At 66.4% G+C, this 24821-nt stretch carries 22 protein-coding genes; 19 read left to right on the plus strand and 3 right to left on the minus strand.

Going from position 1 to position 24821, the window contains the following annotated elements:
* The first annotated feature begins 76 nt into the window (after positions 1 to 76).
* The 3 genes from odhB to IE243_RS06560 all read left to right on the plus strand — a co-directional run bounded on the left by odhB (position 77) and on the right by IE243_RS06560 (position 3430).
* On the plus strand, positions 77 to 1300 hold the full coding sequence (odhB, locus tag IE243_RS06550; protein WP_191318526.1) for a 2-oxoglutarate dehydrogenase complex dihydrolipoyllysine-residue succinyltransferase: 1224 nt from the start codon (positions 77 to 79) through the stop codon (positions 1298 to 1300).
* A gap of 92 nt (positions 1301 to 1392) precedes the next feature.
* On the plus strand, positions 1393 to 2793 hold the full coding sequence (gene lpdA / locus IE243_RS06555) for a dihydrolipoyl dehydrogenase (RefSeq protein ID WP_191318527.1): 1401 nt from the start codon (positions 1393 to 1395) through the stop codon (positions 2791 to 2793).
* 82 nt (positions 2794 to 2875) lie between these two features.
* Positions 2876 to 3430 carry a hypothetical protein gene (locus IE243_RS06560; RefSeq protein ID WP_191318528.1) on the plus strand — a complete coding sequence of 185 codons (555 nt, stop codon included), beginning with the start codon at positions 2876 to 2878 and terminating at the stop codon, positions 3428 to 3430.
* Here IE243_RS06560 and IE243_RS06565 read toward each other — a convergent pair.
* On the minus strand, positions 3396 to 4325 hold the full coding sequence (locus IE243_RS06565; protein ID WP_191318529.1) for a tyrosine recombinase XerC: 930 nt from the start codon (positions 4323 to 4325) through the stop codon (positions 3396 to 3398). The genes IE243_RS06560 and IE243_RS06565 overlap by 35 nt on opposite strands.
* A 233-nt stretch (positions 4326 to 4558) precedes the next feature.
* On the opposite strand from IE243_RS06565, the gene IE243_RS06570 reads away from it, so the two are divergent.
* The 10 genes from IE243_RS06570 to IE243_RS06615 all read left to right on the plus strand — a co-directional run bounded on the left by IE243_RS06570 (position 4559) and on the right by IE243_RS06615 (position 15704).
* On the plus strand, positions 4559 to 6805 hold the full coding sequence (locus IE243_RS06570; RefSeq protein ID WP_280514580.1) for a primosomal protein N': 2247 nt from the start codon (positions 4559 to 4561) through the stop codon (positions 6803 to 6805).
* A gap of 486 nt (positions 6806 to 7291) precedes the next feature.
* A complete protein-coding gene (locus IE243_RS06575; RefSeq protein WP_191318530.1) occupies positions 7292 to 7867 on the plus strand; it encodes a F0F1 ATP synthase subunit delta in 576 nt (191 codons plus the stop codon).
* Complete coding sequence (atpA, locus tag IE243_RS06580) at positions 7867 to 9396, plus strand: F0F1 ATP synthase subunit alpha (protein WP_191318531.1); 1530 nt, start codon at positions 7867 to 7869, stop codon at positions 9394 to 9396. The genes IE243_RS06575 and atpA overlap by 1 nt, the downstream gene beginning before the upstream one ends.
* 16 nt (positions 9397 to 9412) lie before the next feature.
* Positions 9413 to 10294 carry a F0F1 ATP synthase subunit gamma gene (locus IE243_RS06585; protein ID WP_191318532.1) on the plus strand — a complete coding sequence of 294 codons (882 nt, stop codon included), beginning with the start codon at positions 9413 to 9415 and terminating at the stop codon, positions 10292 to 10294.
* A gap of 150 nt (positions 10295 to 10444) precedes the next feature.
* Positions 10445 to 11884 carry a F0F1 ATP synthase subunit beta gene (atpD, locus tag IE243_RS06590; protein WP_191318533.1) on the plus strand — a complete coding sequence of 480 codons (1440 nt, stop codon included), beginning with the start codon at positions 10445 to 10447 and terminating at the stop codon, positions 11882 to 11884.
* A gap of 132 nt (positions 11885 to 12016) precedes the next feature.
* On the plus strand, positions 12017 to 12418 hold the full coding sequence (locus IE243_RS06595) for a F0F1 ATP synthase subunit epsilon (protein ID WP_191318534.1): 402 nt from the start codon (positions 12017 to 12019) through the stop codon (positions 12416 to 12418).
* Between the two features lie 365 nt (positions 12419 to 12783).
* Positions 12784 to 13539 carry a heme ABC transporter permease gene (locus tag IE243_RS06600; protein ID WP_244642863.1) on the plus strand — a complete coding sequence of 252 codons (756 nt, stop codon included), beginning with the start codon at positions 12784 to 12786 and terminating at the stop codon, positions 13537 to 13539.
* Positions 13536 to 13727: a heme exporter protein CcmD gene (gene ccmD, locus IE243_RS06605; RefSeq protein WP_191318536.1), complete on the plus strand. Its 192-nt coding sequence runs from the start codon at positions 13536 to 13538 to the stop codon at positions 13725 to 13727. The genes IE243_RS06600 and ccmD overlap by 4 nt, the downstream gene beginning before the upstream one ends.
* On the plus strand, positions 13724 to 14311 hold the full coding sequence (locus IE243_RS06610; RefSeq protein ID WP_191318537.1) for a DsbE family thiol:disulfide interchange protein: 588 nt from the start codon (positions 13724 to 13726) through the stop codon (positions 14309 to 14311). The genes ccmD and IE243_RS06610 overlap by 4 nt, the downstream gene beginning before the upstream one ends.
* A 52-nt stretch (positions 14312 to 14363) precedes the next feature.
* On the plus strand, positions 14364 to 15704 hold the full coding sequence (locus IE243_RS06615) for an adenylate/guanylate cyclase domain-containing protein (protein ID WP_191318538.1): 1341 nt from the start codon (positions 14364 to 14366) through the stop codon (positions 15702 to 15704).
* A 121-nt stretch (positions 15705 to 15825) separates the two neighbouring features.
* Here IE243_RS06615 and IE243_RS06620 read toward each other — a convergent pair whose 3' ends face one another.
* Together IE243_RS06620 and IE243_RS06625 are read right to left on the minus strand one after the other, a co-directional pair.
* The gene (locus IE243_RS06620) at positions 15826 to 16494 is read right to left on the minus strand and encodes a septation protein A (protein ID WP_244642865.1); all 669 of its coding nucleotides are present in this window, start codon (positions 16492 to 16494) and stop codon (positions 15826 to 15828) included.
* A 127-nt stretch (positions 16495 to 16621) separates the two neighbouring features.
* Positions 16622 to 16855 carry a DUF1674 domain-containing protein gene (locus tag IE243_RS06625; RefSeq protein ID WP_191318540.1) on the minus strand — a complete coding sequence of 78 codons (234 nt, stop codon included), beginning with the start codon at positions 16853 to 16855 and terminating at the stop codon, positions 16622 to 16624.
* 258 nt (positions 16856 to 17113) lie between these two features.
* Here IE243_RS06625 and htpX point away from each other — a divergent pair, with 258 nt between their 5' ends.
* The 6 genes from htpX (at position 17114) to IE243_RS06655 (ending at position 24782) form a co-directional block, all read left to right on the plus strand.
* Positions 17114 to 18061, plus strand: coding sequence for a zinc metalloprotease HtpX (gene htpX, locus IE243_RS06630; protein WP_191318541.1), 948 nt, complete (start codon positions 17114 to 17116; stop codon positions 18059 to 18061).
* Positions 18052 to 19518, plus strand: a complete 1467-nt coding sequence (locus IE243_RS06635; protein ID WP_244642867.1) for an RsmB/NOP family class I SAM-dependent RNA methyltransferase — start codon at positions 18052 to 18054, stop codon at positions 19516 to 19518. The genes htpX and IE243_RS06635 overlap by 10 nt, the downstream gene beginning before the upstream one ends.
* Before the next feature lie 353 nt (positions 19519 to 19871).
* Positions 19872 to 21632 carry a heparinase II/III family protein gene (locus IE243_RS06640; RefSeq protein WP_191318664.1) on the plus strand — a complete coding sequence of 587 codons (1761 nt, stop codon included), beginning with the start codon at positions 19872 to 19874 and terminating at the stop codon, positions 21630 to 21632.
* 181 nt (positions 21633 to 21813) lie between these two features.
* Complete coding sequence (gene purH, locus IE243_RS06645) at positions 21814 to 23406, plus strand: bifunctional phosphoribosylaminoimidazolecarboxamide formyltransferase/IMP cyclohydrolase (RefSeq protein WP_191318542.1); 1593 nt, start codon at positions 21814 to 21816, stop codon at positions 23404 to 23406.
* A gap of 21 nt (positions 23407 to 23427) precedes the next feature.
* Entirely contained in the window at positions 23428 to 23952 is a 525-nt protein-coding gene (cobU, locus tag IE243_RS06650) for a bifunctional adenosylcobinamide kinase/adenosylcobinamide-phosphate guanylyltransferase (RefSeq protein ID WP_191318543.1), read from the plus strand.
* A gap of 83 nt (positions 23953 to 24035) precedes the next feature.
* Positions 24036 to 24782 (plus strand): HI_0983 family protein, encoded by a 747-nt coding sequence (locus IE243_RS06655; protein ID WP_191318544.1) that lies wholly within the window; start codon positions 24036 to 24038, stop codon positions 24780 to 24782.
* The last annotated feature ends 39 nt before the right edge of the window (positions 24783 to 24821 follow it).

A 24821-nucleotide genomic window follows, 5' to 3' on the forward strand; every position in this document is an offset into this window, starting at 1 on the left:
CGGCGCTCCCGCTGCTTCCGGCCAGGCTGGAAAAGGCTTCAGGCGCACCGTCGCTGAAAGAAAGACCGATACGATCATGGCGACCGAAATCCGCGTTCCAACCCTTGGCGAGTCGGTGACCGAGGCCACCATCGGCCGCTGGTTCAAGAAGGCTGGCGAAGCCGTCAAGGCGGACGAGCCCCTGTGTGAGCTTGAAACCGACAAGGTGACGCTTGAAGTGAACGCGCCGGCTTCGGGCGTTCTGGCCGAGATCGTGGCCCAGGAAGGCGAGACGGTCGCCGCCGGGGCGTTGCTTGGCGCCATTACTGAAGGCGCTGCTGGCGCAGCCCCTGCGGCGCCCGCGCCGAAAAAGGAAGAGGCAAAGGCGGCTCCGCCGGCGCCCGCCCCAGCCGCTGCGAAGGTCGCCGCAGAGAACGGCCCGGCGGTTGGTCGCATTGCTGCGGAAAGCGGCGTCGATCCCGCATCCGTCGCTGGCAGCGGCAAGGATGGCCGGGTGACCAAGGGCGACATGCTTGGCGCCGTTGCGCGTCTCGCCAACGCACCCGCCCAGCAGACCGTGGCTCCGGCTGCGATGCGCGCGCCGTCTGCTCCGGATGACGCCTCCCGCGAAGAGCGGGTGCGCATGACCCGGCTGCGTCAGACCATCGCCCGTCGTCTGAAGGACGCCCAGCAGACCGCCGCCATGCTGACGACGTTTAACGACGTCGACATGACTGCGGTGATGGAGTTGCGTTCCCAGTACAAGGACGCCTTCGAGAAGAAGCACGGAGCCAAGCTCGGTTTCATGGGCTTCTTCGTGAAGGCCGCCGTCGCCGCCCTGAAGGACGTGCCCTCGGTCAACGCCGAGATCGACGGCGTCGATCTGGTCTACAAGAATTACTACCACATTGGCGTCGCCGTCGGCACGGACAAGGGGCTGGTCGTTCCTGTGGTGCGTGACGCCGACACGCTCTCCATCGCCGACATCGAGAAGCAGATTTCCGACTATGGCCGCAAGGCCCGCGACGGTCAGTTGAAGATCGAGGACATGCAGGGCGGCACGTTCACCATCTCCAACGGCGGCATCTATGGTTCGCTGATGTCGACCCCGATCCTGAACGCGCCGCAGTCAGCCATTCTGGGCATGCACCGAATCGAGCAGCGTCCGGTGGTCTACAAGGGGCAGATCGTGGCGCGGCCGATGATGTATCTGGCGGTCAGCTATGACCACCGCATCATCGACGGCAAGGAAGCGGTCACCTTCCTTGTTCGCATCAAGGAGAACCTTGAGGATCCGACCCGTCTGGTGCTCGACCTCTGATCTGGCGCGCAATCATCCCGGCGGCGGCGCGGCCCTGACCGCCTGCGCCGGGGGCGATCGCCTTCCCTGTACATGGCACTGAGAGTTCAATCATGTCCTATGATCTCGTCGTCATCGGTTCCGGCCCGGCCGGATATGTCTGCGCCATCCGGGCCGCTCAGCTTGGACTGAAGACGGCGGTGGTGGAGAAGCGCAAGACGTTCGGCGGCACCTGCCTCAACGTCGGGTGCATCCCCTCCAAGGCGCTGCTGCACGCCTCTGAGATGTTCGAGGAAGCAGGCCACGGCCTGGCGGCGCTTGGCGTCAAGGTGAGCGCGCCGGAGCTCGACCTGCCGAAGATGATGGGACACAAGACCGACACCGTGTCAGCCAACGTCAATGGCGTCGCCTTCCTGTTCAAGAAGAACAAGATCGACAGTCACATCGGCGCCGGCCGCATCACTGCGCCCGGCAAGGTTGAGGTCACGGCGGAAGACGGTTCGAAGAGCACGCTGGAGACGAAGGCGATCGTCATCGCCACAGGCTCCGACGTCATGCCGCTGAAGGGCGTGGACATCGACGAGAAGCGCATCGTCTCCTCCACCGGCGCGCTGGAGCTGGACAAGGTTCCGGGTCGCCTGGTGGTCATCGGCGCTGGCGTCATCGGCCTGGAGCTCGGTTCAGTGTGGCGGCGCCTCGGCGCCGAAGTTGAGGTCATCGAGTTCCTCGACCGCATCCTGCCGGGCATGGACGACGAAGTGGCGAAGCAGGCCCAGCGCCTGTTCCAGAAACAGGGCGTCAAGTTCCGTCTCGGCGCCAAGGTGACGGGCGCCAAGGCTACGGCGAAGGGCGTGACCCTCACGGTTGAGCCGGCGGCTGGCGGCGAAGCCGGGCAGGTGCAGGCGGATGTCGTGCTGGTCGCCATCGGCCGCAAGCCCTACACCGAAGGCCTTGGCCTGCAGGACGTTGGCGTCGCCGTCGATGAGCGCGGGCGCGTGGCCATCGATGATCACTACCGCACCAACGTTCCTGGCATCTATGCCGTTGGCGACGTGGTTATCGGGCCGATGCTGGCCCACAAGGGCGAGGACGAAGGCATCGCCATCGCCGAAATGCTGGCGGGCAAGGCTGGCCACGTAAACTACGACGCCATTCCGGCGGTGGTGTACACCCAGCCCGAGATCGCCTCTGTCGGCAAGACTGAGGATGAGTTGAAGAAGGCGGGCGTTGAATACAACGTCGGCAAGTTCCCGTTCACCGCCAATGGTCGCGCCCGCGCCAATCTGGCGACGGATGGCTTCGTCAAGGTGTTGGCCGACAAGGCTACGGACCGGGTTCTTGGCGTGCACATTGTTGGCGCCAATGCCGGCGAGATGATTCATGAAGCGGTGGTGTTGATGGAATTCGGCGGCTCGGCCGAGGATCTCGCCCGTTCAACCCACGCTCACCCAACCATGTCGGAAGCTGTGCGCGAGGCGGCGCTGGCCGTCGAGAAGCGCGCGATTCACATCTGATCTCCGGTACATTCCGGTGGTGTAGCGGCGCGAACCCATGGTTCGCGCCGCTACTGTTTCCGGCCCTCTACGGGACTGTCGCATGCGAAGCATCAAGAAGGCGCTGTGGCTGCTGCTTGCGCTGGCGTTCCTGCTGGAAGCCTGGGCATGGGCGCAGTTGCAGCCGCTGTTGCACTGGCTTGGCCGCGTGCTGCCGTGGGCGCGGTTGCGCGCCCGCACGGAAGCGGCGCTCGCGCGGTTGCCGGCCTGGGCGGCGTTGCTGGTGTTCATCGTGCCATTCGCCTGCGTCGAGCCGCTCAAGCTCGTCTCGCTATGGCTGCTGGCGCAGGGAAAATTCAAATCCGGCGTTCTGACCTTTATTGTCGCCCATCTGCTGACGGCGGGCCTCAGCCTGTTTCTGTTCGATATCCTGCGCCCGAAGCTGATGACGATCGGCTGGTTCGCAACCGGTTATGGCTGGCTAACCCGCCTGCATGCCTGGGCGATGGAGCAGACCGCGCCGTTGCGCGCGCGTTTGCGCGCCATCGCCGCAAGAATGCGACTGCGCGGCGGCGGGGCTGTGCAGCGTCTTGTGCGGCGCATGCGCCTGATACGCGCGAGGGTCAGGCGCGGGGGTGGGCCGAATCATACGCCGTGAGCAGGCGGGCGGCGTCGATCTTGGTGTAGCCCTGCGTGGTCGACAGGGAGGCGTGCCCCAACAGCTCCTGTATGCTGCGTAAATCCGCCCCGCCGCCCAGCAGATGGGTGGCGAATGAATGACGCAAGGCATGGGGCGTTGCGCTTTCGGGTAAATTGAGCGCCCCCCGCAAATTTTGCATGGCGAGCTGGATAATGCGCGGTGACAACGGTCCGCCACGCACGCCCACGAACAGCGGCCCGTCCGGCGGCAGGCCCCAGGGGCACTGGTTGATATAGTCGCCAACGAGCGCCGCCGCCTGAGGGAGAACCGGAGCCGAGCGGGTTTTTGCGCCCTTGCCGGTGACGGTCACCTGCTCCACGCCAGGCACGGGCGCGTCCTTGCGGCGGATCGCCAGAGCTTCGCTGATGCGCAGTCCGCTGCCGTAGAGCAGCGCCAGTACGGCGGCGTCGCGGGCCAGAACCCAGGCGGGGCGCTCATCGCCGGCGCGGCTGTCTACGTCAGTGACCGCCACGGCGGCGGCTGATGTCAGTGGCCGGGGCAGGTTGCGGGTCAGTTTTGGCCCGCGCACGGCGGCAATGGCGGCGAGCGTCACAATACCCTCCCGCTCGCAATAGCGGGCGAAGGAGCGCAGGGCGGAGAGTTGCCGCATCAGCGTGCGGTTGTCGATGTTGTCGCGGCGGCGCGACGACAGAAAAGCGCGCAGATCCAGCGGTTTTAATGCTGCGACCTTGGCTGTGGATGGCGGCGCCCCCAGATGCGTCGTAAGAAAGGCGAAGAACTGCCGCAGATCCCGGCCGTAAGCTTCGATGGTCAGCGGCGACAGGCGGCGGACGCTGGCCAGGTGCTCGAGCCATTGCTGGAATATGGTCTGGACGTCGGTGGCGACGATCATCCGCTGCTCCTCTGGTCCTCGACAGGTTGCGCCGGAACATTATCGCTGGCCGCCTAACGCGAGGTTGCCATTGGCGTCGCCAGGCGTTTTCCAGCGACGTCGACGACGCCTGGCGTGAAGTAAATGCGCCAACGCTGAATGATGGAGCGAGAATTCGGTGCAACATGAGCCGATTTTGCGCAAGGCGCGTTTTGCCACCCGGTCGCCCCCGAATCGATGTTATCTCCCCGCTCATGATGAACGCCGACGACCTGGACCGGAAACCGAAGCCCTCCGATGATGACGGAGCGCCAGCTGGCGCCGCGATCATTGTCGACGTGCTGGCGCCGCTGGCCCTCGATATGGTCTGGTCGTATCTGGCGCCGCCGGAGCTGGCTTTGGCGGCGGGCGATATTGTCCGCATTCCCTTTGGTTCGCGTGAGGTCATTGGCGTTGTTTGGGCGGTTCGCTCGCCGGGCGCCATCGCCAGCGACCGCAAGCTCAAGACCGTCAGCGGCAAATACGACGCTCCGCCGCTGCCCGATGGGTTACGGACGCTGCTCGACTGGATCGCCCGCTACACGCTGGCGCCGCGCGGCCAGGTTCTGCGCCTCGCCCTGCGTCATCCTGAGAAACTGCCGCCGGAAGCGCCGCGCGTCGCCGTGGCGGCGACCGGCAAGCTGCCCGCGCGGCTGACGCCGGCGCGACGGCGGGTGCTGGCGGCGTTGGCCGGTCACCGCGAGATGTCGCGCAAGGCGCTGGCCGAGGCGGCCGAAGTCAGCCTGACCGTCATCAATGGTTTGATCGATGACGGCTGCCTCGAAACCCACGTGTTGCTGGATGCGCCGCCGCTCGCGCCGGACCCGGATTTCGCGCCGGCGACGCTGTCAGACGGCCAGACGGCCGCCGCCGCCAGCTTGCGGGCGGCTGTAGCGGACCGGCAATTTGGCGTCACCCTGATTGAGGGCGTGACGGGCTCGGGCAAGACAGAGGTCTACTTCGAAGCGATCGCTGAAGCGTTGCGTCAGGGCTGGCAGGCGCTGGTGATGATGCCGGAAATCGCCCTGACGGCCCAGTTTCTTGACCGCTTCGCCGCCCGGTTCGGCGTGCGCCCGGCCGAGTGGCACTCGGGCGTCAGTCCCCGCCAGCGCGAGCGCATTCACGCCGGCGTCGCCAGCGGCGACATCCAGGTCGTTGCCGGCGCCCGCTCCGCGCTGTTTCTGCCGTTCAGCAAACTCGGCCTCCTCATCGTCGATGAGGAGCACGAGACCGCCTACAAGCAGGAAGACGGCGTGCATTACCACGCCCGCGACATGGCGGTGGTGCGCGGTCGTATCGAAAGTTGCCACGTCGCGCTGGCCTCGGCGACCCCGTCCATCGAAAGCCGGGTCAACGCCATGCGCGGACGCTATGGTCATCTGCGTCTGCCGGAGCGCTATGGCCAGCGCGCCATGCCGCGCCTGTCGGCCATCGACCTGCGCAAGCAGCCGCCGCCAAAAGGGCGCTGGTTGTCAGAACCGCTGATCGAGGCTGCGCGTGAAACCCTGGCTCGCGACGAGCAGGCGTTATTTTATCTCAACCGGCGCGGCTACGCGCCGCTGACCCTGTGCCGGAGCTGCGGTCACCGCTTCCAGTGTCCCAATTGTTCGGCGTCGCTGGTCGAGCACCGCTTCCGCCGCGCCCTGATCTGTCACCACTGCGGCCATACCGAGCGGCGGCCTGACGCCTGCCCTGCCTGTGGCGAGGTTGACGCGCTGGTTCCGGCCGGGCCCGGGGTGGAGCGTCTGGCCGAGGAGGTGGCGGGGCTGTTTCCCGGCGTGCCGGCGATCACCCTGTCGAGTGATCTGGCTGGCGGTTCCGAGCGGATGCGCAAGGAGCTGGACGCCGTCGCCGCCGGTGAGTTCCGGATCATCATTGGCACCCAGCTCGTGGCCAAGGGCCATAATTTTCCGCGTCTGACTCTGGTGGGCGTGGTTGACGCCGATGTCGGCCTCGCCACGGGCGACCCGCGTGGGGCTGAACGCACCTTCCAGATGCTGCAGCAGGTCACCGGTCGCGCCGGCCGTGGCGACGCGCCTGGTCGCGCCATTCTGCAAACGCACCAGCCGGATCACCCGGTGATGATGGCGCTGCTGTCCGGTCAGTCGGAGCAGTTCTATGCAGAAGAGATCGGCGCCCGGGAGGCGGCGGGGCTCGCGCCGTTCGGGCGGCTGGCGGCGGTGATTGTAGCGGGGCCGGACCGGCATGCGGCGGAAACGCATGCGCAGGCCCTGGCCCGGGCCGCACACGCCATGCCTGACGTATCCGGGGACATCATTGTGTTGGGGCCAGCCGAGGCTCCGCTGGCCATCGTGCGCGGCATGCACCGCTTCCGGCTGCTGGTCAAATGCGCCCGTCACACGGACCTGCAGGGCTTCCTGCGCGCGGTGCTCGCGGCGGCGCCCAATCCGGCGGCGCGCATGCGGGTGACTGTCGATGTCGACCCGCAAAGTTTCTTCTGACGATGATGTTACGCGCAACAAGGACGCGTGGTCCGGCCTGTGATCTGACGCGCGCGGATCCAGACCCCGCGCAATTGCTGATTCGATGCGACGGACCGCGACGCATCCTGAACGCAAATGCAATGTTTTTCCTGTCATCCGGCCGTATGACGGGCGCTTCCTGTGAAAAGCTGTGAACGCCGGGGATTGTCATGGCGCCTGCACGCGCCAGCATGAAGCAGCCGCTGTTGTTCGCGCAAATCGTTGGCCGTGGCGTCGGCGTTCGCCGTGCTTCTGCCCCGCGCGCCCCAATCCTGGCGCAAACATGACCACGTTGCGACGTTCAGGCGCCTGCAAGCGGTTGCGCCCCAATAATCCCCATGATAGGGGACCTGCCAACGGGCGGCTGAAACGCTTCCCGCTCCCTGTCCATGTGCTCGCGCAGCCATGTGCGTCATTGACGTGACGCCACGTGAGTCGCCGTGAGCCTGAAAGTGAGACGCCGACGTGGCCGAACAGCCTTCAATGACAGGTCCGATTTCAGGGGTCGCTGGCCGCTATGCTTCCGCGTTGCTCGATACGGCAGCGGAATCCGGCGCCGCAGCGATCGACCGCGTTGAAGCCGATCTCGACCGGTTCGACGCCCTGGTGAGGGAGAGCGCCGACCTGCAGCGCCTCGTCCGCAGTCCGGTATTCTCGGCGGATGAGCAACTGGCGGCTGTCACCGCGATCCTCGATCGGTCCGGAATTAGCGGACTTGCCGCCAATTTTCTGAAACTCGTCGCATCCCGTCGCCGTCTGTTCGCAGTTCAGCAGATGATTGCGGCGTACAAGGCGCTGGTCGCCGCCCGCAAGGGCGTGGTCCGCGCCGACGTGACGCTCGCCGGGCAGCCGTCCGATCAGGTCCTCGCCGACCTGAAGCAGGCGCTGCGCGACGTCGCCGGCGGCGACGTCGATCTGCACGTCAAAATCGACCCGTCGATCATCGGCGGTCTCGTCGTCAGGCTTGGCAGTCGCATGCTCGACGCCAGCCTGCGCAATAAACTCAATTCGATCCGTCTCGCGATGAAAGAGGTCGGCTGATGGACATTCGGGCCGCAGAAATTTCCGCCATTCTCAAAGAGCAAATCAAGAACTTTGGCCAGGAGGCTGAGGTCTCCGAGGTTGGCCAGGTTCTGTCCGTTGGTGACGGCATCGCCCGCTGCTACGGTCTGGACAACGTCCAGGCCGGCGAAATGGTCGAGTTCGAATCCGGCGTTCGCGGCATGGCGCTGAACCTGGAAAACGACAACGTGGGCGTCGTGGTGTTCGGTTCCGACCGTGACATCGCTGAAGGCCAGACCGTGAAGCGCACTGGCGACATCGTCAGCGTGCCGGTCGGCAAAGGCCTGCTCGGCCGCGTCGTTGACGCGCTCGGCAACCCGATCGACGGCAAGGGCCCGATCCAGGCGACCGAGTTCCGCCAGGTCGACGTCAAGGCGCCGGGCATCATTCCGCGCAAGTCGGTGCACGAGCCGATGGCGACCGGGCTGAAGTCCATCGACGCCCTGATCCCGGTTGGCCGCGGCCAGCGCGAGCTGATCATCGGCGACCGCCAGACCGGCAAGACCGCGATCGCGCTCGACACCATCCTGAACCAGAAGCCCCTGAACCAGGGCGATGATGAATCGCAGAAGCTGTACTGCGTTTACGTCGCCGTCGGTCAGAAGCGCTCGACGGTCGCCCAGTTCGTGAAGGTTCTCGAAGAGAACGGCGCGCTGGAGTACTCGATCATCATCGCCGCCACCGCTTCGGATCCGGCGCCGATGCAGTTCCTGGCGCCGTTCTCCGGCTGCGCCATGGGCGAGTTCTTCCGTGACAACGGCATGCACGCCGTGATCACCTATGACGACCTCTCCAAGCAGGCCGTCGCTTACCGTCAGATGTCGCTGCTGCTGCGCCGTCCGCCGGGTCGCGAGGCCTATCCGGGCGACGTGTTCTACCTGCACTCCCGTCTGCTGGAGCGCGCGGCGAAGATGAACGACGCCAGCGGCAACGGTTCGCTGACGGCGCTTCCGGTCATTGAGACCCAGGCAAACGACGTCTCGGCCTACATTCCGACCAACGTGATTTCGATCACCGACGGTCAGATCTTCCTCGAGACCGACCTGTTCTTCCAGGGCATCCGTCCGGCCGTCAACGTCGGCCTGTCGGTGTCCCGCGTCGGTTCGTCCGCCCAGACGAAGGCGATGAAGAAGGTCGCCGGCAAGATCAAGGGCGAGCTGGCCCAGTACCGCGAAATGGCGGCCTTCGCCCAGTTTGGTTCTGACCTTGACGCCACCACCCAGCGCCTGCTGAACCGCGGCGCGCGCCTGACCGAACTCCTGAAGCAGCCGCAGTTCTCGCCGCTGAAGATGGAAGAGCAGGTCGCGGTGATCTACGCCGGCGTTAACGGCTATCTCGACAGCCTGCCGGTCTCGCGGGTTCGCGAGTTCGAGGACACCCTGCTTGGCTCCCTGCGTGGTCGCCACACGGACATCCTCGACGCCATTCGCGCCTCGAAGGACCTGAGCGACGATGTCGCTGCGAAGCTGCAGGCTGTCGTCGCTGACGTCGCCAAGACCTTCGCCTGATTGAAGGGCGCATTGCATGGCCTCGCTCAAGGATCTTCGCAATCGCATCGCCTCGGTGAAGGCGACGCAGAAAATCACCAAGGCCATGCAGATGGTCGCGGCGGCAAAGCTCCGCCGCGCCCAGAGCGCGGCTGAAGCCGCGCGCCCGTTTGCCGAGCGCATGGGCCAGGTGTTGGGTAATCTCGCCTCGGGCGTTGTCGGTCAGCCAGGCGCTCCGCGTCTGCTCGCCGGCACAGGCTCCGACAAGGTGCATCTGCTGGTGGTCTGCACCGGTGAGCGTGGTCTCGCCGGCGCCTTCAACTCATCGATCGTCCGTCTGGCCCGTGAACAGGCCCAGGCGCTGATCGCCGAAGGCAAGACGGTCAAGATGCTTCTTGTCGGCAAGAAGGGCTACGACGCCCTTCGTCGCCAGTTCGACGACAAGATCATTGAGTACATCGAACTGCGGTCGGTCAAGAACCTGACGTGGGACGTGGCGGACGAGATCGGCCGCAAGGTTCTGGCGCTGTATGACGCCGGCGAGTTCGACATCGCCACGCTGTTCTACGCCCGCTTCCAGTCGGTGATTTCGCAGGTGCCGACGGCGCAGCAGATCATTCCGGCCGAGATCCCGGCCGATGGCGTCGGCGACAAGCTCGGCGGCGCTGTCTACGACTATGAGCCGAGCGAGGAGGAAATCCTCGAATCGCTCCTGCCGCGCAACGTGACGGTTCAGATCCTGCGCGCGCTTCTGGAGAACAACGCGTCGTTCTACGGTGCCCAGATGAGTGCCATGGACAATGCGACCCGCAACGCGGGCGAGATGATCCGCAAGCAGACGCTGCTCTACAACCGCACGCGTCAGGCGATGATCACGAAGGAACTGATCGAGATCATTTCCGGCGCTGAGGCGCTCTGATCAGGCAACTGCAGGCCGGCGGCCTGCCCTGACGCACGGCGGCGGGGCAGGGCGCGGGTCATAACCATTCCAGCGCGACGCGCGGCCAGATCCGCAGTGTCCGACATTACTTCAAGGCGAGGCCCGTACGGGCTCGGACGGGAGCTTCCCATGGTTGCAACAACCTCCGCAGGACGCATCACGCAGGTCATTGGCGCTATCGTCGACGTGCAGTTCGACGGCCACCTGCCGGAAATTCTGAACGCGCTCGAGACCACCAACCAGGGCAACCGCCTGGTGCTCGAAGTCGCCGCCCAGCTCGGTGAGAACACCGTCCGCTGCATCGCCATGGACACCTCCGAGGGTCTGGTGCGCGGTCAGGCGGTCGCCGACACCGGCCGGCCGATCGAAGTGCCGGTTGGCGCTGGCACGCTCGGCCGCATCATGAACGTCATCGGCGAGCCGGTCGACGAAGCCGGTCCAGTCGCCTCTGAAGGCCGCCGCGCCATTCACCAGCCGGCCCCGAGCTATTCGGAGCAGTCGACCGAGGCGCAGATCCTCGTCACCGGCATCAAGGTCGTTGACCTGCTGGCTCCTTACGCCCGTGGCGGCAAGATCGGACTGTTCGGCGGCGCTGGCGTGGGCAAGACCGTGCTCATCCAGGAACTGATCAACAACATCGCCAAGGCGCACGGCGGTTACTCCGTGTTCGCTGGCGTGGGTGAGCGCACCCGCGAAGGCAACGACCTGTATCACGAGATGATCGAGTCGGGCGTGAACGTTGATCCGCACGCCAACAACGGCTCCACCGCCGGCTCCAAGTGCGCCCTCGTGTTCGGCCAGATGAACGAGCCTCCGGGCGCCCGCGCCCGCGTCGCCCTGACCGGCCTGACTGTCGCCGAGCACTTCCGCGACCAGGGCCAGGACGTGCTGTTCTTCGTGGACAACATCTTCCGCTTCACCCAGGCTGGCTCGGAAATGTCGGCGCTTCTCGGCCGTATTCCTTCGGCCGTGGGCTATCAGCCGACCCTGGCGACCGACATGGGCGCGCTGCAGGAGCGCATCACCACCACCAACAAGGGTTCGATCACCTCGGTGCAGGCCATTTACGTGCCGGCCGACGACCTGACCGACCCGGCGCCGGCCACCTCGTTCGCCCACCTTGACGCCACCACGGTGCTCAACCGCGCGATCTCCGAGAAGGGCATTTATCCGGCGGTGGACCCGCTCGACTCGACCTCGCGCATGCTGTCGCCGCTGATCGTTGGCGAAGAGCACTACAATGTCGCCCGTCAGGTCCAGGAAGTTCTGCAGCGTTACAAGTCCCTGCAGGACATCATCGCCATTCTCGGCATGGACGAGCTGTCGGAAGAGGACAAGCTGGTCGTGGCTCGCGCCCGCAAGATCGAGCGCTTCCTGAGCCAGCCGTTCTTCGTCGCCGAGGTGTTCACGGGTTCGCCCGGCCAGCTGGTTTCCCTGGAAGACACCATCAAGGGCTTCAAGGGGCTGGTCGAAGGCAAGTACGACCACCTGCCGGAAGCGGCCTTCTACATGGTCGGCTCGATCGATCAGGCCATCGAGAAGGCCCAGAAGCTCGCCGCTGAGGCCTGATGAAGGCTCGCGGACCCGTCATCGGGTCCGCGCACCGCCCGCTCCGGTTTTGACACCTGCGGAGCGCGGCGAGGTCCAGACCCGCGACGTGATCCGGCCATGGCGCCGGACGCCCTATTGGAGCAGCGCCCCATGGCGGAAAACTTCCACTTCGAGCTGGTCGCCCCGGAGCGCCTGCTGTTCTCCGGCGACGTTGAGGCAGTCATCGTTCCGTCCGTGGACGGCGACCTGACTGTTCTGGCGCATCACGCGCCGCTGATGGCCGTGCTGAAGCCGGGCCTGATCACGGTTGAATCGGCTGGCAAGGCGCAGGCGATTTTCGTTCGCGGCGGCTTCGCCGACATCCGTCCGGATGGACTGACCATCCTCGCTGAACAGGCCGTGCCGGTCGAGGAACTGACGGACGACCTGATCGACGTGGTCATCAACGACGCCGAGCGGGCTGTCGATGCGGCCACGGACGACGACCAGCGCCGCGTGGCTCTGGAGCGGCTTGGGCAGCTGAAGGAAGTCCGCGGTTTACTGCAGAGCTGAAAAGCTGAGGCAGGCCTGCCCTGATTTGACGCAGGGCGGTTTACGCGATTTTCGCCGCGTTCCGGTATAAACAGCATCCCGGCCTCCTGAGGTCGGGATGTTCTGTTTTTGGCGTCGTGCGCGTCGGAACGGGACATGGCGCCGGCCGATGCGCGATCGCGGATAGCGGCAGGTCGGTTGAGGTCGTGTTTCGGGGCAAGCTCCGTTCTTGCAGGGGTGGAGCGCTGTCCTGCCTCTTTGAATTTGCAGCGTTTCCCGACGCCTGATTACGCCTGCACCGGGCAGGCGCTCCAGCTGGTCGGGTTCATGCGCGACGGCGCGGGCAGGGACCAATGCCGGCGTCGAACCGTCTCGGGGCGTTGAGAATGATGGCATTCGCCAACCCATGGGTGTTCATGAAGTGGTCCGGGCGCCTGCTGCCGTGGCTGACAGCCATTGCGATGCTGGCGCTTGCCGGAGCCCTGTGGCTGGCGTGGCGTGCGCCGGCGGATTATCAGCAGGGCGATTCGGTGCGGATCATGTTCGTACATGTGCCTGCAGCCTGGCTGGCCCTGTTCATGTACGCCATCATGACCGTTTCGGCGCTTGGCACCCTGGTGTGGCGGCACCCGCTGGCGGATGTTTCGCAGCGCGCCGCCGCGCCAGTCGGCATGGTGTTCACCCTGTTGTGCCTCATTACCGGATCGATCTGGGGCAAGCCCATGTGGGGAGCCTGGTGGGTTTGGGACGCCCGGCTGACCTCGGTGTTGGTGCTGTTCCTGATGTATTGCGGCGTGCTGGCGCTCTGGCGGGCGATGGAAGATCCGCTGCGCGCCGCGCGCGCCGTCGCCATCCTGACGATCGTCGGTTTTATCAACGTGCCAATCATCAAGTTTTCCGTGGACTGGTGGAACACCCTGCACCAGCCAGCTTCCGTGCTTCGCCTCGAAGGCCCGGCGATGCATCCGGCCATGCTGTGGCCGTTGCTGGCGATGGCCGGCGCCATGAGCCTCGTCGCCATCTGCCTGCATATGGCTGGCATGCGTACCGAGGTGCTGCGCCGCAGCATCCGGACGCGGCGCATCGTGCTGCTTGACCGCATGTCGCGGGCGGCGGCCGAACCTGTTGGCTCTGCGCCATGACCGGGACCTATGCCGGATATGTCATCGCCGCCTATGCGGTGGCGTTCGTGCTGCTGGCTGGCCTGACCCTGTGGACGGTGCATGGGGCGCGACAGGCGAGGCGCGAGTTCGATCGCGTCAAGGCTGAGGGCCTCCATGTCGCCGGGCGTCGCGCCAACCGGACGCCGGATACGGGGCCGCAGCCATGAGCGATGCGGACGGACGGGTGGGCACCCGGCGATTGCTGATGGCCGCGCCGCTGGTGTTTTTCGCCCTCATCGCCGCTTTGCTCGGCTGGCGGCTGTGGAGCGGCGGCGACCCCTCCATCGTGCCTTCGGCGCTCGTTGGCAGGAAGGCGCCGGCGTTGGTTCTGCCGCCGCTGGAAGGTTTGAAGAGAGCCGATGGCGCATCGTCTCCAGGTTTGACGCAATTCCTGATCGGCGACGGAACGCCGGTCGTGGTGAATTTCTGGGCCTCCTGGTGTGGGCCATGCCGTATCGAGCACCCGCAATTGATGCGGCTGGCGCAGGAAGGGCGGATTCGCCTGCTTGGCGTCAACTACAAGGACGTGGCGGAGAACGCCCGCCGCTTTCTCGGCCAGCTCGGCGATCCCTTCGTCGCCGTGGGGGTCGATCGGGACGGGGCGACGGCGGTGAACTGGGGCGTCTATGGCGTTCCGGAGACATTCATCGTTGATGGGGCAGGGATCATCCGCTACCGGCATGTGGGGCCGTTGACGGAAGAGGCGCTGCGGGGGGCTTTCGGCGCGGAACTGGCCAAACTGGCGCGCTGACAGGCGTTTGCTGTTTTTGGACATGGGGCCCGCCAGGCTGTTGAGGAGTGCGATGGCCAGACCGATGCCGTCCCAGGGGCGGGAGCTGTTGCGCACGGCTGACCTGGGCGCGGAGCGCCAGGTCAGCTATGTGCGCATTGCCACCGCGCTGCTGCTGCTGGTGGTGCTGTGGCTGCTGACGACGCCCGAAGACTACGCCAATCACGAATCAGCGGTCATGCTGTGGGCGGCCGAGGCCTCCCTCATTGTGCTTTTCCTGTCGGGCGTGATTGCGCTGGCGCTGGTGCAAACCAAACGCTGGCGGCCGTGGATGGCCTATCTCACCGTCACGGTCGATACCGGCGTGGTTCTGGCCAATCTCGCCATGACCGCCGCAGCGAGCAGGCTTAGCGGTGATTTCCTTGCCGCATATCCGGCCGCCAGCGGCATCCCGCTGATCCTGGTGACGTCGATCGTCCGTATGCGCCCGGCGGTGCAGGCCTACACCGGCCTGCTGATCATCGCTGGCGCGCTGGCGATCGCGATGCTTCACGGCCATATGGATTATCCTGAGCGACAGCCTCTGGTTGGACCGCTGGCCCCGATGTTCGGCGACAACGCCAACGCCACCCGCGTGCTCATCCTGATCGGCATGGCGATGATTACCTGGGTCGCCGCCGTCCGTGGCCGGGCCATGCTGCTGCGGGCCGTGGACGAAACGCGGCGGCGCATGAATCTCGGTCGCTATCTGCCGTCCGAGCTGTCGCAGATCCTCGCCACGGAAAGCATGGATGACCTCAAGCAGGGTAGCCGCAAGAAGGTTGGGCTGCTGTTCGTCGACATCCGTAACTCCACCTCGATGGAAGAAAGTCTCGACGCGCGCTCGCTCAGCGTGATGATCAACGCCTTTCGCGATCACCTGACCCGGATCGCGCAGAAGCATGACGCGGTCATCGACAAATTCATTGGCGATGGCGCATTCCTCGTCTGCGGGCTGCTTGACGCGCGGCCAGACGACGCCCGCCGCACCATCGCCTGCGCCGTTGAAATCGTGCAGACCATGGAGTTGTGGTCACGCGAGCGCGAGGCGGAGGGCGAACCGCCGGTGCGGGTGGGCGCGGGGGTGCATTTCGGCGAGGCGTTCGTTGGCGCCATCGGCAATGACGACCGGCTGGAGTTCACGGTGCTTGGCGACGCCGTCAATGTCGCGGCGCGGCTGGAGCAGGCCACCAAGACCTGCCACACGCCGCTGCTGGTTTCGGGCGACGCGGTGGCGGCGGCGGGAGACGATACGCCGAGACGGCTGGCCGGCTACAGATTCGTCGGCGCCGAGCAGTTGCGCGGTCGCCTGGAGCCGGTGCCGGTCTATGCGCCGCTGGCTACCGACCGGCTGGCGCAACGACCGCACAACTGATGCTGACAATGGGTTCAGGCTCGCCGGCGCGCTGACGCCTCCGCCGCCAGCAGGGCCAAGGCGCGTGCGGGGAAGCAACCCATTCACCCGGCTCATTCACCCGGCTCATGGAATTTCGGCGTTACTCGATCAGCGAATTGGGATCGCCGTGGGGCTCCGGCTCCGCGTCTTCCGGCAGGGTGTGGCGCATGATCAGCGGCGTCTGCGCCAGGGCGAACGCCAGGGTTAGCGGCATGATGCCGAACACCTTGAAGTTCACCCACGCGTCGGTCGACCAGTTGCGCCAGACAATCTCATTCAGCGCTGCCAGGACGAAGAAGAACAGCGCCCAGCGGAAGGTCAGTTTGCGCCAGCCTGCGTCGGTGAGGCGGATCATGCTGTCCAGCACTACATTGAGCAGCGGCCGACCGAAGGCGAGCCCACCAAGCAGCGCGCCGCCGAACAGGCAGTTGACGATGGTCGGCTTGAGTTTGATGAAGTGGTCGTCGCGCAGCACGAGCGTAAGCGTTCCGAAGATGAGCACGACAACGGCCGACACCAGCGGCATGATGGGCAGCTTGCGCACCAGCGCGTAGTGAATCACCAGCGCGGCGACGGTGGCCGCCATGAACACCGCAGTAGCGGTGAGAATGCCAAGTTGACCGGTTTGCGCCAGATTTTCAGGCAGAAGGCCGCCGACCAGCGGCGTGAACAGTTGCGGACGGGCGTTGGCGAAGAAGAATACGCCGAGGGGCCCCAGTTCAAGGGCGAACTTGGCCAGCGGAGAGATCGTCCGGGATTGCGCTGTCACGTGCTGTGTCCCCAATCGTCCAGGCGGACGGTATTGTCATGTCATGCGGATGCGCGGTTGCGCGCCGCGCTCCCTATAAAACCGCCGTGGCTGCATCAAGGCGCGAGCGGCCACGGTCGTCCCAGGGTCAGAAATCCGAGGCAATGCCGTTGTTTTCCCAATCCTGATAGCGCACCGGGTCTGGCCCCTCGCGACCGCCGAGCTCAGTCCTGTCGCCAAGGGCGGCGATTCGGGCTTCCACGTCGGCGCGTCGCGCTTCCGCTTCGGCTAGCGCCCGCTGCGCGGCCGGCGTCAGCCGGCGCGGCTGGTCACGCTCCTCCCGCCCGTTGGCGACACTGGAGGCTGGAGTATGGTCGCTCATGCGCCGGATCCTTTCGCTCGAACATGCAGCTGCTGCGGGGCGTCCCGGTTGATGGCGGCAGACCAGGAGCAAAAGCTGCGCGATGTCAATGGATGCGCGAGGCCATGCCCTTGCGGGAGGGCATATGGGGCGCCCACATTGGGAATGGCCGGCGACCGGGACGTCGCACCCGCGTGATCATCCACGGTCGCCAGGCCAGGAGCTGCTGATTTTACGCATTTTCACGCCGGTTGGCGCCCGAAAATGGGAGAGTGCCAGATGAATTTTGCCAGAACCGCATTGCTGCTCGCGGCGCTGACCGCGCTGTTCGGCGTTGTGGGGTACATGCTGGGCGGCGCTGGCGGCATGCTGATCGCCCTGGTGGTGGCCGCTGGCATGAATGTGTTCGCCTACTGGAATTCCGACCGTCTGGCTCTCGCCGCCTATAACGCCCGGGAAGTGGACCAGCACAGCGCGCCGGAACTGGTGCAGATGACCCATGAGCTGGCGCGGCGCGCCCGGTTGCCGCTGCCCCGCGTCTATCTGATCGACAGTCCACAGCCGAATGCTTTCGCCACCGGGCGCACCCCGGAAAAAGGGGCTGTCGCGGTCACCACGGGGTTGATGCATGCGCTGTCGCGGCAGGAGCTTGCTGGCGTCATCGCCCATGAACTCGCGCATATCCGCAACCGCGACACGCTGACCATGACCGTGGCGGCGACCATTGCCGGCGCCATTTCCTCCATCGCCCAGTTTGGCATGCTGTTCGGAGGCAATCGCCAGAACGGCAACAGCCATGGGGCGCTGACGGGTCTGCTCGTCGCCATTGTCGCGCCTCTCGCGGCGATGGTTATTCAGATGGCGGTCAGCCGCTCGCGCGAGTATGAAGCAGACAGGCTGGGCGCGGAAATCTGTGGCGAGCCGGTCTGGCTTGCATCCGCCCTTGCGCGAATCGAGCAGGGCGTGGCGCAGGTTGTCGACGAGCGCGCGGAAGCGCATCCGGCCACCGCGCCGCTGTTTATCATCAACCCCCTTTCCGGGCGCGGCATGGACAATCTGTTTTCTACTCATCCCTCGACGCAGAATCGCGTCAATGAATTGCAGAAACTGGCCGCGGCCTGGGGCAAGGGCTGGCGCGTCGACCAGCCCGGCGCGCCTTCCGCAGGCGGTTTCACCACAGGCGCCGCTGGCAATCCCTGGTCGCGCAGGAGCGGACCGTGGGGTTGAAATCGGGAGACGATCGCCGGAAGGGCCGCCCCTCTGGCCGCCCATCCGGCAAGGCCGGCGCGCCGCGCGGCAATCGCCAGGGGCAAGGTCAGGGCCGTCAGGGCGGCGGCGCGGTCATGGGACCAGGCATGGCGGCGCGGCGCGCCGCTGTCATCGTGTTGCGCGCTGTGCTGGAGCAGCCGGATGAAGCGCCGCAGGTCGACGCGCTGCTCGCGGACGCGACCGCCGACCTCGACGACCGCGATCGCGGTCTGGCCCGCGCCATCGTCACCGCCACCTTGCGGCGCCTTGGTTCGATCCAGCATTTGCTGGCGCAATTGATGGAGCGCGGTTATCCGCGCAAGTGCGGGCCGCTGGAGGCGATCCTCGTCACCGCTTCGGCGCAGATCCTGTTCATGGATACGCCTGATCACGCCGCTGTTGACACCGCCATCAACCTGGCCCGGGCTGACAGGAACGCCGCGCCGTTCACCGGGCTGGCCAACGCGGTGCTGCGCAATGTCGTGGCGCGCAAGGATGAGGTCGCCGGCTACGACCCTCTCGATATCGACGCGCCGCGCTGGCTGGCGGCCCGATGGCGCGCCGCATGGGGCGAGTCGCAAGCCAGGGCCATCGCCGCAGCACTGCGCCACGAACCGGGCGTGGACGTCAGCGTGCGTGGCCCGGCCGGGGCCTGGACGGAGCGGCTCGACGGCGTGGCTCTGCCGCTGGCGCCAGATTCGGCGGCGACGCAGACCGTCCGCCTGCGCACGACGCGGGGCATCGAGGAACTGCCCGGCTATGCGGAAGGCGCATGGTGGGTGCAGGACGCGGCGGCGGCGCTGCCAGCGCGGCTGCTGCATGTGCAGCCCGGCGAGCGCGTGGCCGATCTGTGCGCCGCTCCTGGCGGCAAGACGGCGCAACTTCTGGCTGCGGGCGGCCAGGTGGCGGCTTTCGACCGCTCCCCCGCCCGCATGGACCGGCTGGCCGCGAACATGCGCCGGCTTGGTTTCTCGCCGGAGCGTCACGTGGTTAATCTGGCGACTGTCGCTCCAGAGAAGATCCGGGGCGGGCCTTATGACGCGGTGCTGCTCGATGCGCCATGTTCGGCCACCGGCACGATCCGCCGCCATCCCGACGTGGCGTGGACCAAGCGGCCGGGCGACATCGCCTCGCTCGCCGATCTGCAGGCGCGGCTGCTCGATTGCGCCGCCGCGCTGCTGAAGCCCGGTGGGCGTCTGGTCTATTCGACCTGTTCGCTGGAGCCGGATGAGGGCGAACTGCAGATCGCCCGGTTCCTTGAGCGCAACCCGCAGATGCAGCGCGTTCCCGTGGCCGCGGCGGAGTTGCCGGGGTTACCGGAAGCTATCAATGCGGCCGGCGAGGTGCGCACTTTCCCCTCCATGCTGCCAGACGCGGAGCCCCGCATGTCCGGCCTCGACGGATTTTTCGCCGCGCGATTGCAGCGCAAAAGCTGAAAGCGCGTGGATTCATTGCGGCGCCATGCTTCCCGTCGCCGGGCGGCGCGGTATAGTCTCCGGACGCGCGGCGACGCCGATTCACTGGCCGCTTTCGTCTGGACGCCGGCAATGGCTTACGTTCTGGAAGCGTCCCTTGCCCAACGCTCCGGCCTGGCGTGTTTTTTTGCTGGCGTGAAGTGACGTTCACTGCGCTGGGGAACGCGCATGCCGGCGGGGCGGGCCTGCGCCGCGCGAATGTGCGTGAGAACGGCGGATTGGCGTGTTTCCGCGGTGCGGCCTGAGCGGCGACGCTCTGGCGTGATCTTGATCCGGAGGTGGCGCGCCACGTCCTGGAGGCATGCTCCGGAGGGATGTTCTGGGTGGCGGCGACAGGCGACAGATTGCGGCTTCATGCGCTGGTCGTACGGGAAACGGTGCGCAGCGCCCTGTCGCTGGCTGGCTCGCTCGCGCTCCGCATCTTCCCGACCCCGGCGCGGGCGCCCGAGCGGCTGCTGGTTGCGCCGCAGGATCTGCGCACCGCAGATCCCACCCTCGCGGCTGACTATTACGCCGGCCGTTTCGCCTTCGCTGGCCGTATGGTGGAAACACGCGGCAGTTCGCCGTTTGGCGTTTCGCCTCCCAGTCAGGCCTGGGACGAGGAGTTGTGCGGATTCGGCTGGCTGCGCCATTTGCGCGCCGCCAACACCGATATCGCGCGCGCCCACGCTCGCAGTCTTGTCGACGATTTTCTGCGTCATGATGGCGACCGGCGTGGCGGCGGCGCGCTGCCGCGCGTTGTCTCGCGTCGTCTGATTTCGTTCCTGTCCCAGGCGCCGCTGCTGCTGGAGGGGGCGGACCGGGCGTTTTACCTGCGCTTCATGCGCACGGTCGGTCGCTCGCTGGCCCAGTTGCGCGCCGCCGCCGGCCCGGACGTGGCGGCGGATGACCAGCTGCTGATCGCCATTGCCCAGAGCTTCGCCAGCCTGTGCGTCGCCGCGCCGTCGCGCTCCCAAACCCGCACCGACGCTACGCTGGGCTCGCTTCTCGGCGAGCATGTCCTGCAGGATGGCGGCCATGTCAGCCGCAATCCGCGCCGGTTGATCGAACTGCTGGCCGATCTGTTGCCGTTGCGGCAGGTTTACGCCACGCGCGGCATGGAGCCGCCGCTCGCCCTGATCACCGCCATCGACCGCATGATGCCGATGTTGCGGCTGTTCCGGCACGAGGATGGGGCCATCGCCCTGTTCAACGGCATGGGGGAGTCGGCGCCCGATCTGCTGGCGACGGTGCTGGCCTACGATGACGCCCATGCCCGGCCAATGACCCATGCGCCATGGAGCGGCTATGAGCGCATGACCGCAGGAAGAACACTGGTGATCGCCGACGTCGGCGCGCCGCCGCCACGGTCGTTCTCGGCCGAGGCGCACGCCGGATGCCTGTCGTTCGAGATGTCCGTCGCGGGTTCGATGATGGTGGTCAATTGCGGCGCCTCGCCGGTGGATTCGGCGGCGGCGCGGCTGGCGGCGCGCTCAACTGCGGCTCATTCCACCGTAACGGTGGAGGATACGTCGTCGTGCCATTTTGCCGGCGCGCCGCGCGGCGACCGGCTGGCGGCCTGGCTGGAGCGGCTGCTCGGCCCGGTCATTCTTGCTGGCCCGGTCAATGTGAAGGCCGAGCATGGCGGCGACGCCAGCGGCCATGCGCTCACGGCCTCACATGATGGTTACTTCCCCCGCCACGGCGTGGTGCACGAGCGCCAGTGGCGTCTGTCGTCCCAGGGCGAGCAGCTCGCAGGCTTGGACCGGCTGGTCAAATCGGCCTCTGGCCGGGTGTCGGCCGTCATCCGGTTCCATCTGCACCCCGCGGTGGACGTCGCCCCGGAAGAGGACGGCATGGCCGTGTCGTTGCGTCTGCCCGATGGACAGTTCTGGCGTTTCGAGGCGCCTGGTCATGTGGTGCATATTGAGGAGAGCGTCTGGTTCGCCGCGCCGGGCGGCGCCCGGGCGTCCAGGCAGCTGGTCATCGACATGACGGCGCCGGAGCGCACGGCCTCCACCGAGATCGCCTGGCGGTTCGTGCGTGAGGGCTGGGAGGGCGGCGCGCCTGGCCAGGATCAGCGATCCGCGCCCTGATTGACGAATTCCGCGCGTGACCCGCGGGTTGGCGCGGCGTTCGCGCATGCCTGCCTTGCGGGCATGTGACGCAACGACGATTGGATCACCGGCGCATCCGTGCTATCGCGCCGCTTTCATGACGTTTTTTGGCGCCGGGCGCCGCGCGGCCGGATGACATCGGACAATACACGGATCTTACATGTCGAACGAACTGCGGCGCGTGACCCGCGCACTTCTCTCCGTGTCGGACAAGACCGGCCTGATTGAATTCGCCAGGGCTCTGGCGGAACGTGGCGTCACGCTGGTTTCGACGGGCGGCACGCGCAAGGCGCTGGCCCAGGCCGGGCTGCCGGTTCTCGATGTCTCTGAAGTCACCGGCTTCCCCGAGATGATGGACGGTCGCGTCAAGACCCTGCACCCGGCGGTGCATGGCGGTCTGCTCGCCATCCGCAACAATCCGGAACACCAGGCGGCGATGCTGGCCAACGGCATCGGCCCAATCGACCTGCTGGTGGTCAATCTCTACCCGTTCGAGGCGACCGTCGCCTCCGGCGCCGGTTATGATGATTGCATCGAGAATATCGATATCGGCGGTCCGGCGATGATCCGCGCCGCCGCCAAGAACCATGGCGATGTCGCCGTGGTCGTCGAAGGCTCCGATTACCAGGCGGTGCTGGACGACCTGGAGGCCAACGCCGGCTCCACATCGCTGGAGTTGCGCCGGCGTCTCGCCCAGAAGGCCTACGCCCGCACCGCCAGCTATGATGCGGCGATTTCCAACTGGTTCGCGGCCCAGATCGGCGAGGCCAGCCCGGCGTTCCGCGCCATCGGCGGCGAACTGGCGGAGGCCATGCGCTACGGTGAGAACCCGCACCAGAGCGCGGCGTTCTATCGCGGCCCCGAAGCCCGCGCCGGCGTCGCCACGGCCCGCCAGCTGCAGGGCAAGCAGCTGTCCTACAACAATATCAACGATACGGACGCCGCCTTCGAATGCGTGGCGGAGTTTGATCCGGCCCGCACGGCCGCCGTCGCCATCATCAAGCACGCCAACCCCTGCGGCGTGGCCGAGGGCGCCAGTCTTGTCGAGGCCTATGAGCGCGCCCTGCGCTGCGACCCTGTGTCGGCCTTTGGCGGCATCGTCGCCCTCAACCAGACGCTCGACGCCGACGCCGCGCGCAAGATTGTCGAGATCTTTACCGAGGTGATCATCGCCCCGGATGCCAGCGAGGAGGCCATCGCCCTCGTCGCGGCCAAGAAGAACCTGCGCCTGCTTCTGACTGGCGGCCTGCCAGACCCGCGCGCCGCCGGCCTCGCGGTGCGCACGGTCTCGGGCGGTTTCCTGGTCCAGGGTCGTGACAACGCCGTGGTCGATGACATGGACCTGCGCGTGGTGACGAAGCGTGCGCCTTCGGCGCGTGAACTGTCCGACATGCGCTTCGCCTTCCGCGTCGCCAAGCATGTCAAATCCAACGCTATCGTCTACGTGAAGGATGGCGCCACGGTCGGCGTCGGCGCTGGCCAGATGAGCCGCGTCGATTCCTCGCGCATCGCCGCCTGGAAGGCTGCCGAAGCGGCGAAGGCCGCAGGTCTGCCCGAGAGCCTTGCTGTGGGTTCGGTGGTGGCGTCTGACGCCTTCTTCCCCTTCGCCGACGGTCTGTTGGCCGCGGCCGAGGCCGGAGCCACGGCGGTGATCCAGCCCGGCGGCTCCATGCGCGACGATGAAGTCATCAAGGCCGCGGACGAAGCTGGTCTCGCCATGGTCTTCACTGGCCACCGCCACTTCCGGCACTGAATCCCGGGGGAAGGGCGCGCCATGAGTGACTTGCCGGCCGCTTCCCTGACCCTGCTGCTTGGGGGCGCCCGCTCTGGCAAGAGCCGGCACGCCGAACTGCTGATCGAACAGCTTGCTCCGCCGTGGCGTTACATCGCCACGGCGGAGCCGTTTGATGACGAGATGCGCGACCGCATAAGCCATCACGTCGACCGCCGCGGCGCCGGCTGGCGCACGCTGGAAGCGCCGCTCGACCTTCCTGGCGCGCTGGCCGGGTTGCCGCCGGGCGAGCCGGTTCTGGTTGATTGCCTGACCGTCTGGCTGACCAATGTCATGCTCTCCGGCGCTGATGTGGCGGAGGCGATTGGGCGGCTGGTCGCGACTTTGCAGACCCCGCGCGGCCCGTGGTTCGTCGTCGCCAATGAGGTTGGCCTCGGCATCGTGCCGGACAACGCGCTGGCGCGGCGGTTTCGTGATGAGGCGGGCCGCCTGAACCAGTCCGTGGCCGCCATCGCCGGCACGGTGCTGTTTCTCGCCGCTGGCCTGCCCATGCGACTCAAGGGCTGACGATCGCGTGAAGCTGGCTTGGCCTCCCGGGTGCGGAGGGCGAACCTGCAGGCTCGGACAGCAACCGGGACAGGATGAGCCGGATGACGGGCGAACTGGCGGCGCGTGAGACAGTTTCGGAATGGCTGGAGCGCTTTCCGACCAGACGGAATCGTCTGGTCGATCAGAATTCGCTCAAAACAAGGGAAACTCTAGCAATCCCCGATCCATGTAGATCGGGAATTGCTCCAGCCGGCTCGCGTCTGGCCTGGATGGCGCGACTGGCCCTTGCGGTCGCCATTCTGCTGCCGGCGCCCGGGGCGCTGGCGCAGCAGGTCAGGGATTATCTGGGAGTTCCAGGTCCCATCGAGATTGCCGGCGACCGGTACGGGCTGGCCTGGTCCTCGGCTCCGCGGCCGGGTTATTTCAAGCAGGAATATCTGCCTGCCGGAGAAACGCCCGGCCGGCATAGCCGCATGGTCCTGCTTGAAGTCATCAGCCAGGGCATGGACGTCGCCGGGGCTGTGCGCGCCCAGGTCGCGAACCTGAACGCCCGCAAGCCGCAAGATCCGCTGGTGAACATGTCAGTGATCCGCAACGCACGCAGCGGCGAGGTCCTGCTCGACTTCGTGCTCAGCGGCAAGCGCCCGGACGGCCAGTTTATGGTCGAGTGGAACGCCTACCGCTACATGCCGCGACAGGGCGGCGGCGTGACATTGTTTGGCCTCAGCCGCCGGGCGGAGGGCGATGAGACGGCGCGGACGTTTCTGACCAGCCTGAAAGGTTTGCGCCCGCAACTCATCGACGTTCTGGCGCGGCATGCGCCGCCGCAGCCAACGATTCCCCGCTAAAGCATTTTCGAGAAAAACAGAATCCGCTTCTCGCGAAGA

The organism is Camelimonas fluminis (assembly GCF_014656355.1).
Taxonomy (GTDB): domain Bacteria; phylum Pseudomonadota; class Alphaproteobacteria; order Rhizobiales; family Beijerinckiaceae; genus Camelimonas; species Camelimonas fluminis.

What these genes read in the sequence shown, in the direction of transcription:
- IE243_RS06560 (WP_191318528.1), top strand. Translation starts at nt 2,876, where the DNA reads ATGCGAAGCATCAAGAAGGCGCTGTGGCTGCTGCTTGCGCTGGCGTTC.
- IE243_RS06615 (WP_191318538.1), top strand. Translation starts at nt 14,364, where the DNA reads ATGGCCAGACCGATGCCGTCCCAGGGGCGGGAGCTGTTGCGCACGGCT.
- htpX (WP_191318541.1), top strand. Translation starts at nt 17,114, where the DNA reads ATGAATTTTGCCAGAACCGCATTGCTGCTCGCGGCGCTGACCGCGCTG.
- atpA (WP_191318531.1), top strand. Translation starts at nt 7,867, where the DNA reads ATGGACATTCGGGCCGCAGAAATTTCCGCCATTCTCAAAGAGCAAATC.
- lpdA (WP_191318527.1), top strand. Translation starts at nt 1,393, where the DNA reads ATGTCCTATGATCTCGTCGTCATCGGTTCCGGCCCGGCCGGATATGTC.
- IE243_RS06640 (WP_191318664.1), top strand. Translation starts at nt 19,872, where the DNA reads ATGTTCTGGGTGGCGGCGACAGGCGACAGATTGCGGCTTCATGCGCTG.
- IE243_RS06600 (WP_244642863.1), top strand. Translation starts at nt 12,784, where the DNA reads ATGATGGCATTCGCCAACCCATGGGTGTTCATGAAGTGGTCCGGGCGC.
- purH (WP_191318542.1), top strand. Translation starts at nt 21,814, where the DNA reads ATGTCGAACGAACTGCGGCGCGTGACCCGCGCACTTCTCTCCGTGTCG.
- odhB (WP_191318526.1), top strand. Translation starts at nt 77, where the DNA reads ATGGCGACCGAAATCCGCGTTCCAACCCTTGGCGAGTCGGTGACCGAG.
- IE243_RS06610 (WP_191318537.1), top strand. Translation starts at nt 13,724, where the DNA reads ATGAGCGATGCGGACGGACGGGTGGGCACCCGGCGATTGCTGATGGCC.
- IE243_RS06655 (WP_191318544.1), top strand. Translation starts at nt 24,036, where the DNA reads ATGACGGGCGAACTGGCGGCGCGTGAGACAGTTTCGGAATGGCTGGAG.
- IE243_RS06565 (WP_191318529.1), bottom strand. Translation starts at nt 4,325, where the DNA reads ATGATCGTCGCCACCGACGTCCAGACCATATTCCAGCAATGGCTCGAG.
- ccmD (WP_191318536.1), top strand. Translation starts at nt 13,536, where the DNA reads ATGACCGGGACCTATGCCGGATATGTCATCGCCGCCTATGCGGTGGCG.
- IE243_RS06595 (WP_191318534.1), top strand. Translation starts at nt 12,017, where the DNA reads ATGGCGGAAAACTTCCACTTCGAGCTGGTCGCCCCGGAGCGCCTGCTG.
- IE243_RS06585 (WP_191318532.1), top strand. Translation starts at nt 9,413, where the DNA reads ATGGCCTCGCTCAAGGATCTTCGCAATCGCATCGCCTCGGTGAAGGCG.
- atpD (WP_191318533.1), top strand. Translation starts at nt 10,445, where the DNA reads ATGGTTGCAACAACCTCCGCAGGACGCATCACGCAGGTCATTGGCGCT.
- IE243_RS06570 (WP_280514580.1), top strand. Translation starts at nt 4,559, where the DNA reads ATGATGAACGCCGACGACCTGGACCGGAAACCGAAGCCCTCCGATGAT.
- cobU (WP_191318543.1), top strand. Translation starts at nt 23,428, where the DNA reads ATGAGTGACTTGCCGGCCGCTTCCCTGACCCTGCTGCTTGGGGGCGCC.
- IE243_RS06625 (WP_191318540.1), bottom strand. Translation starts at nt 16,855, where the DNA reads ATGAGCGACCATACTCCAGCCTCCAGTGTCGCCAACGGGCGGGAGGAG.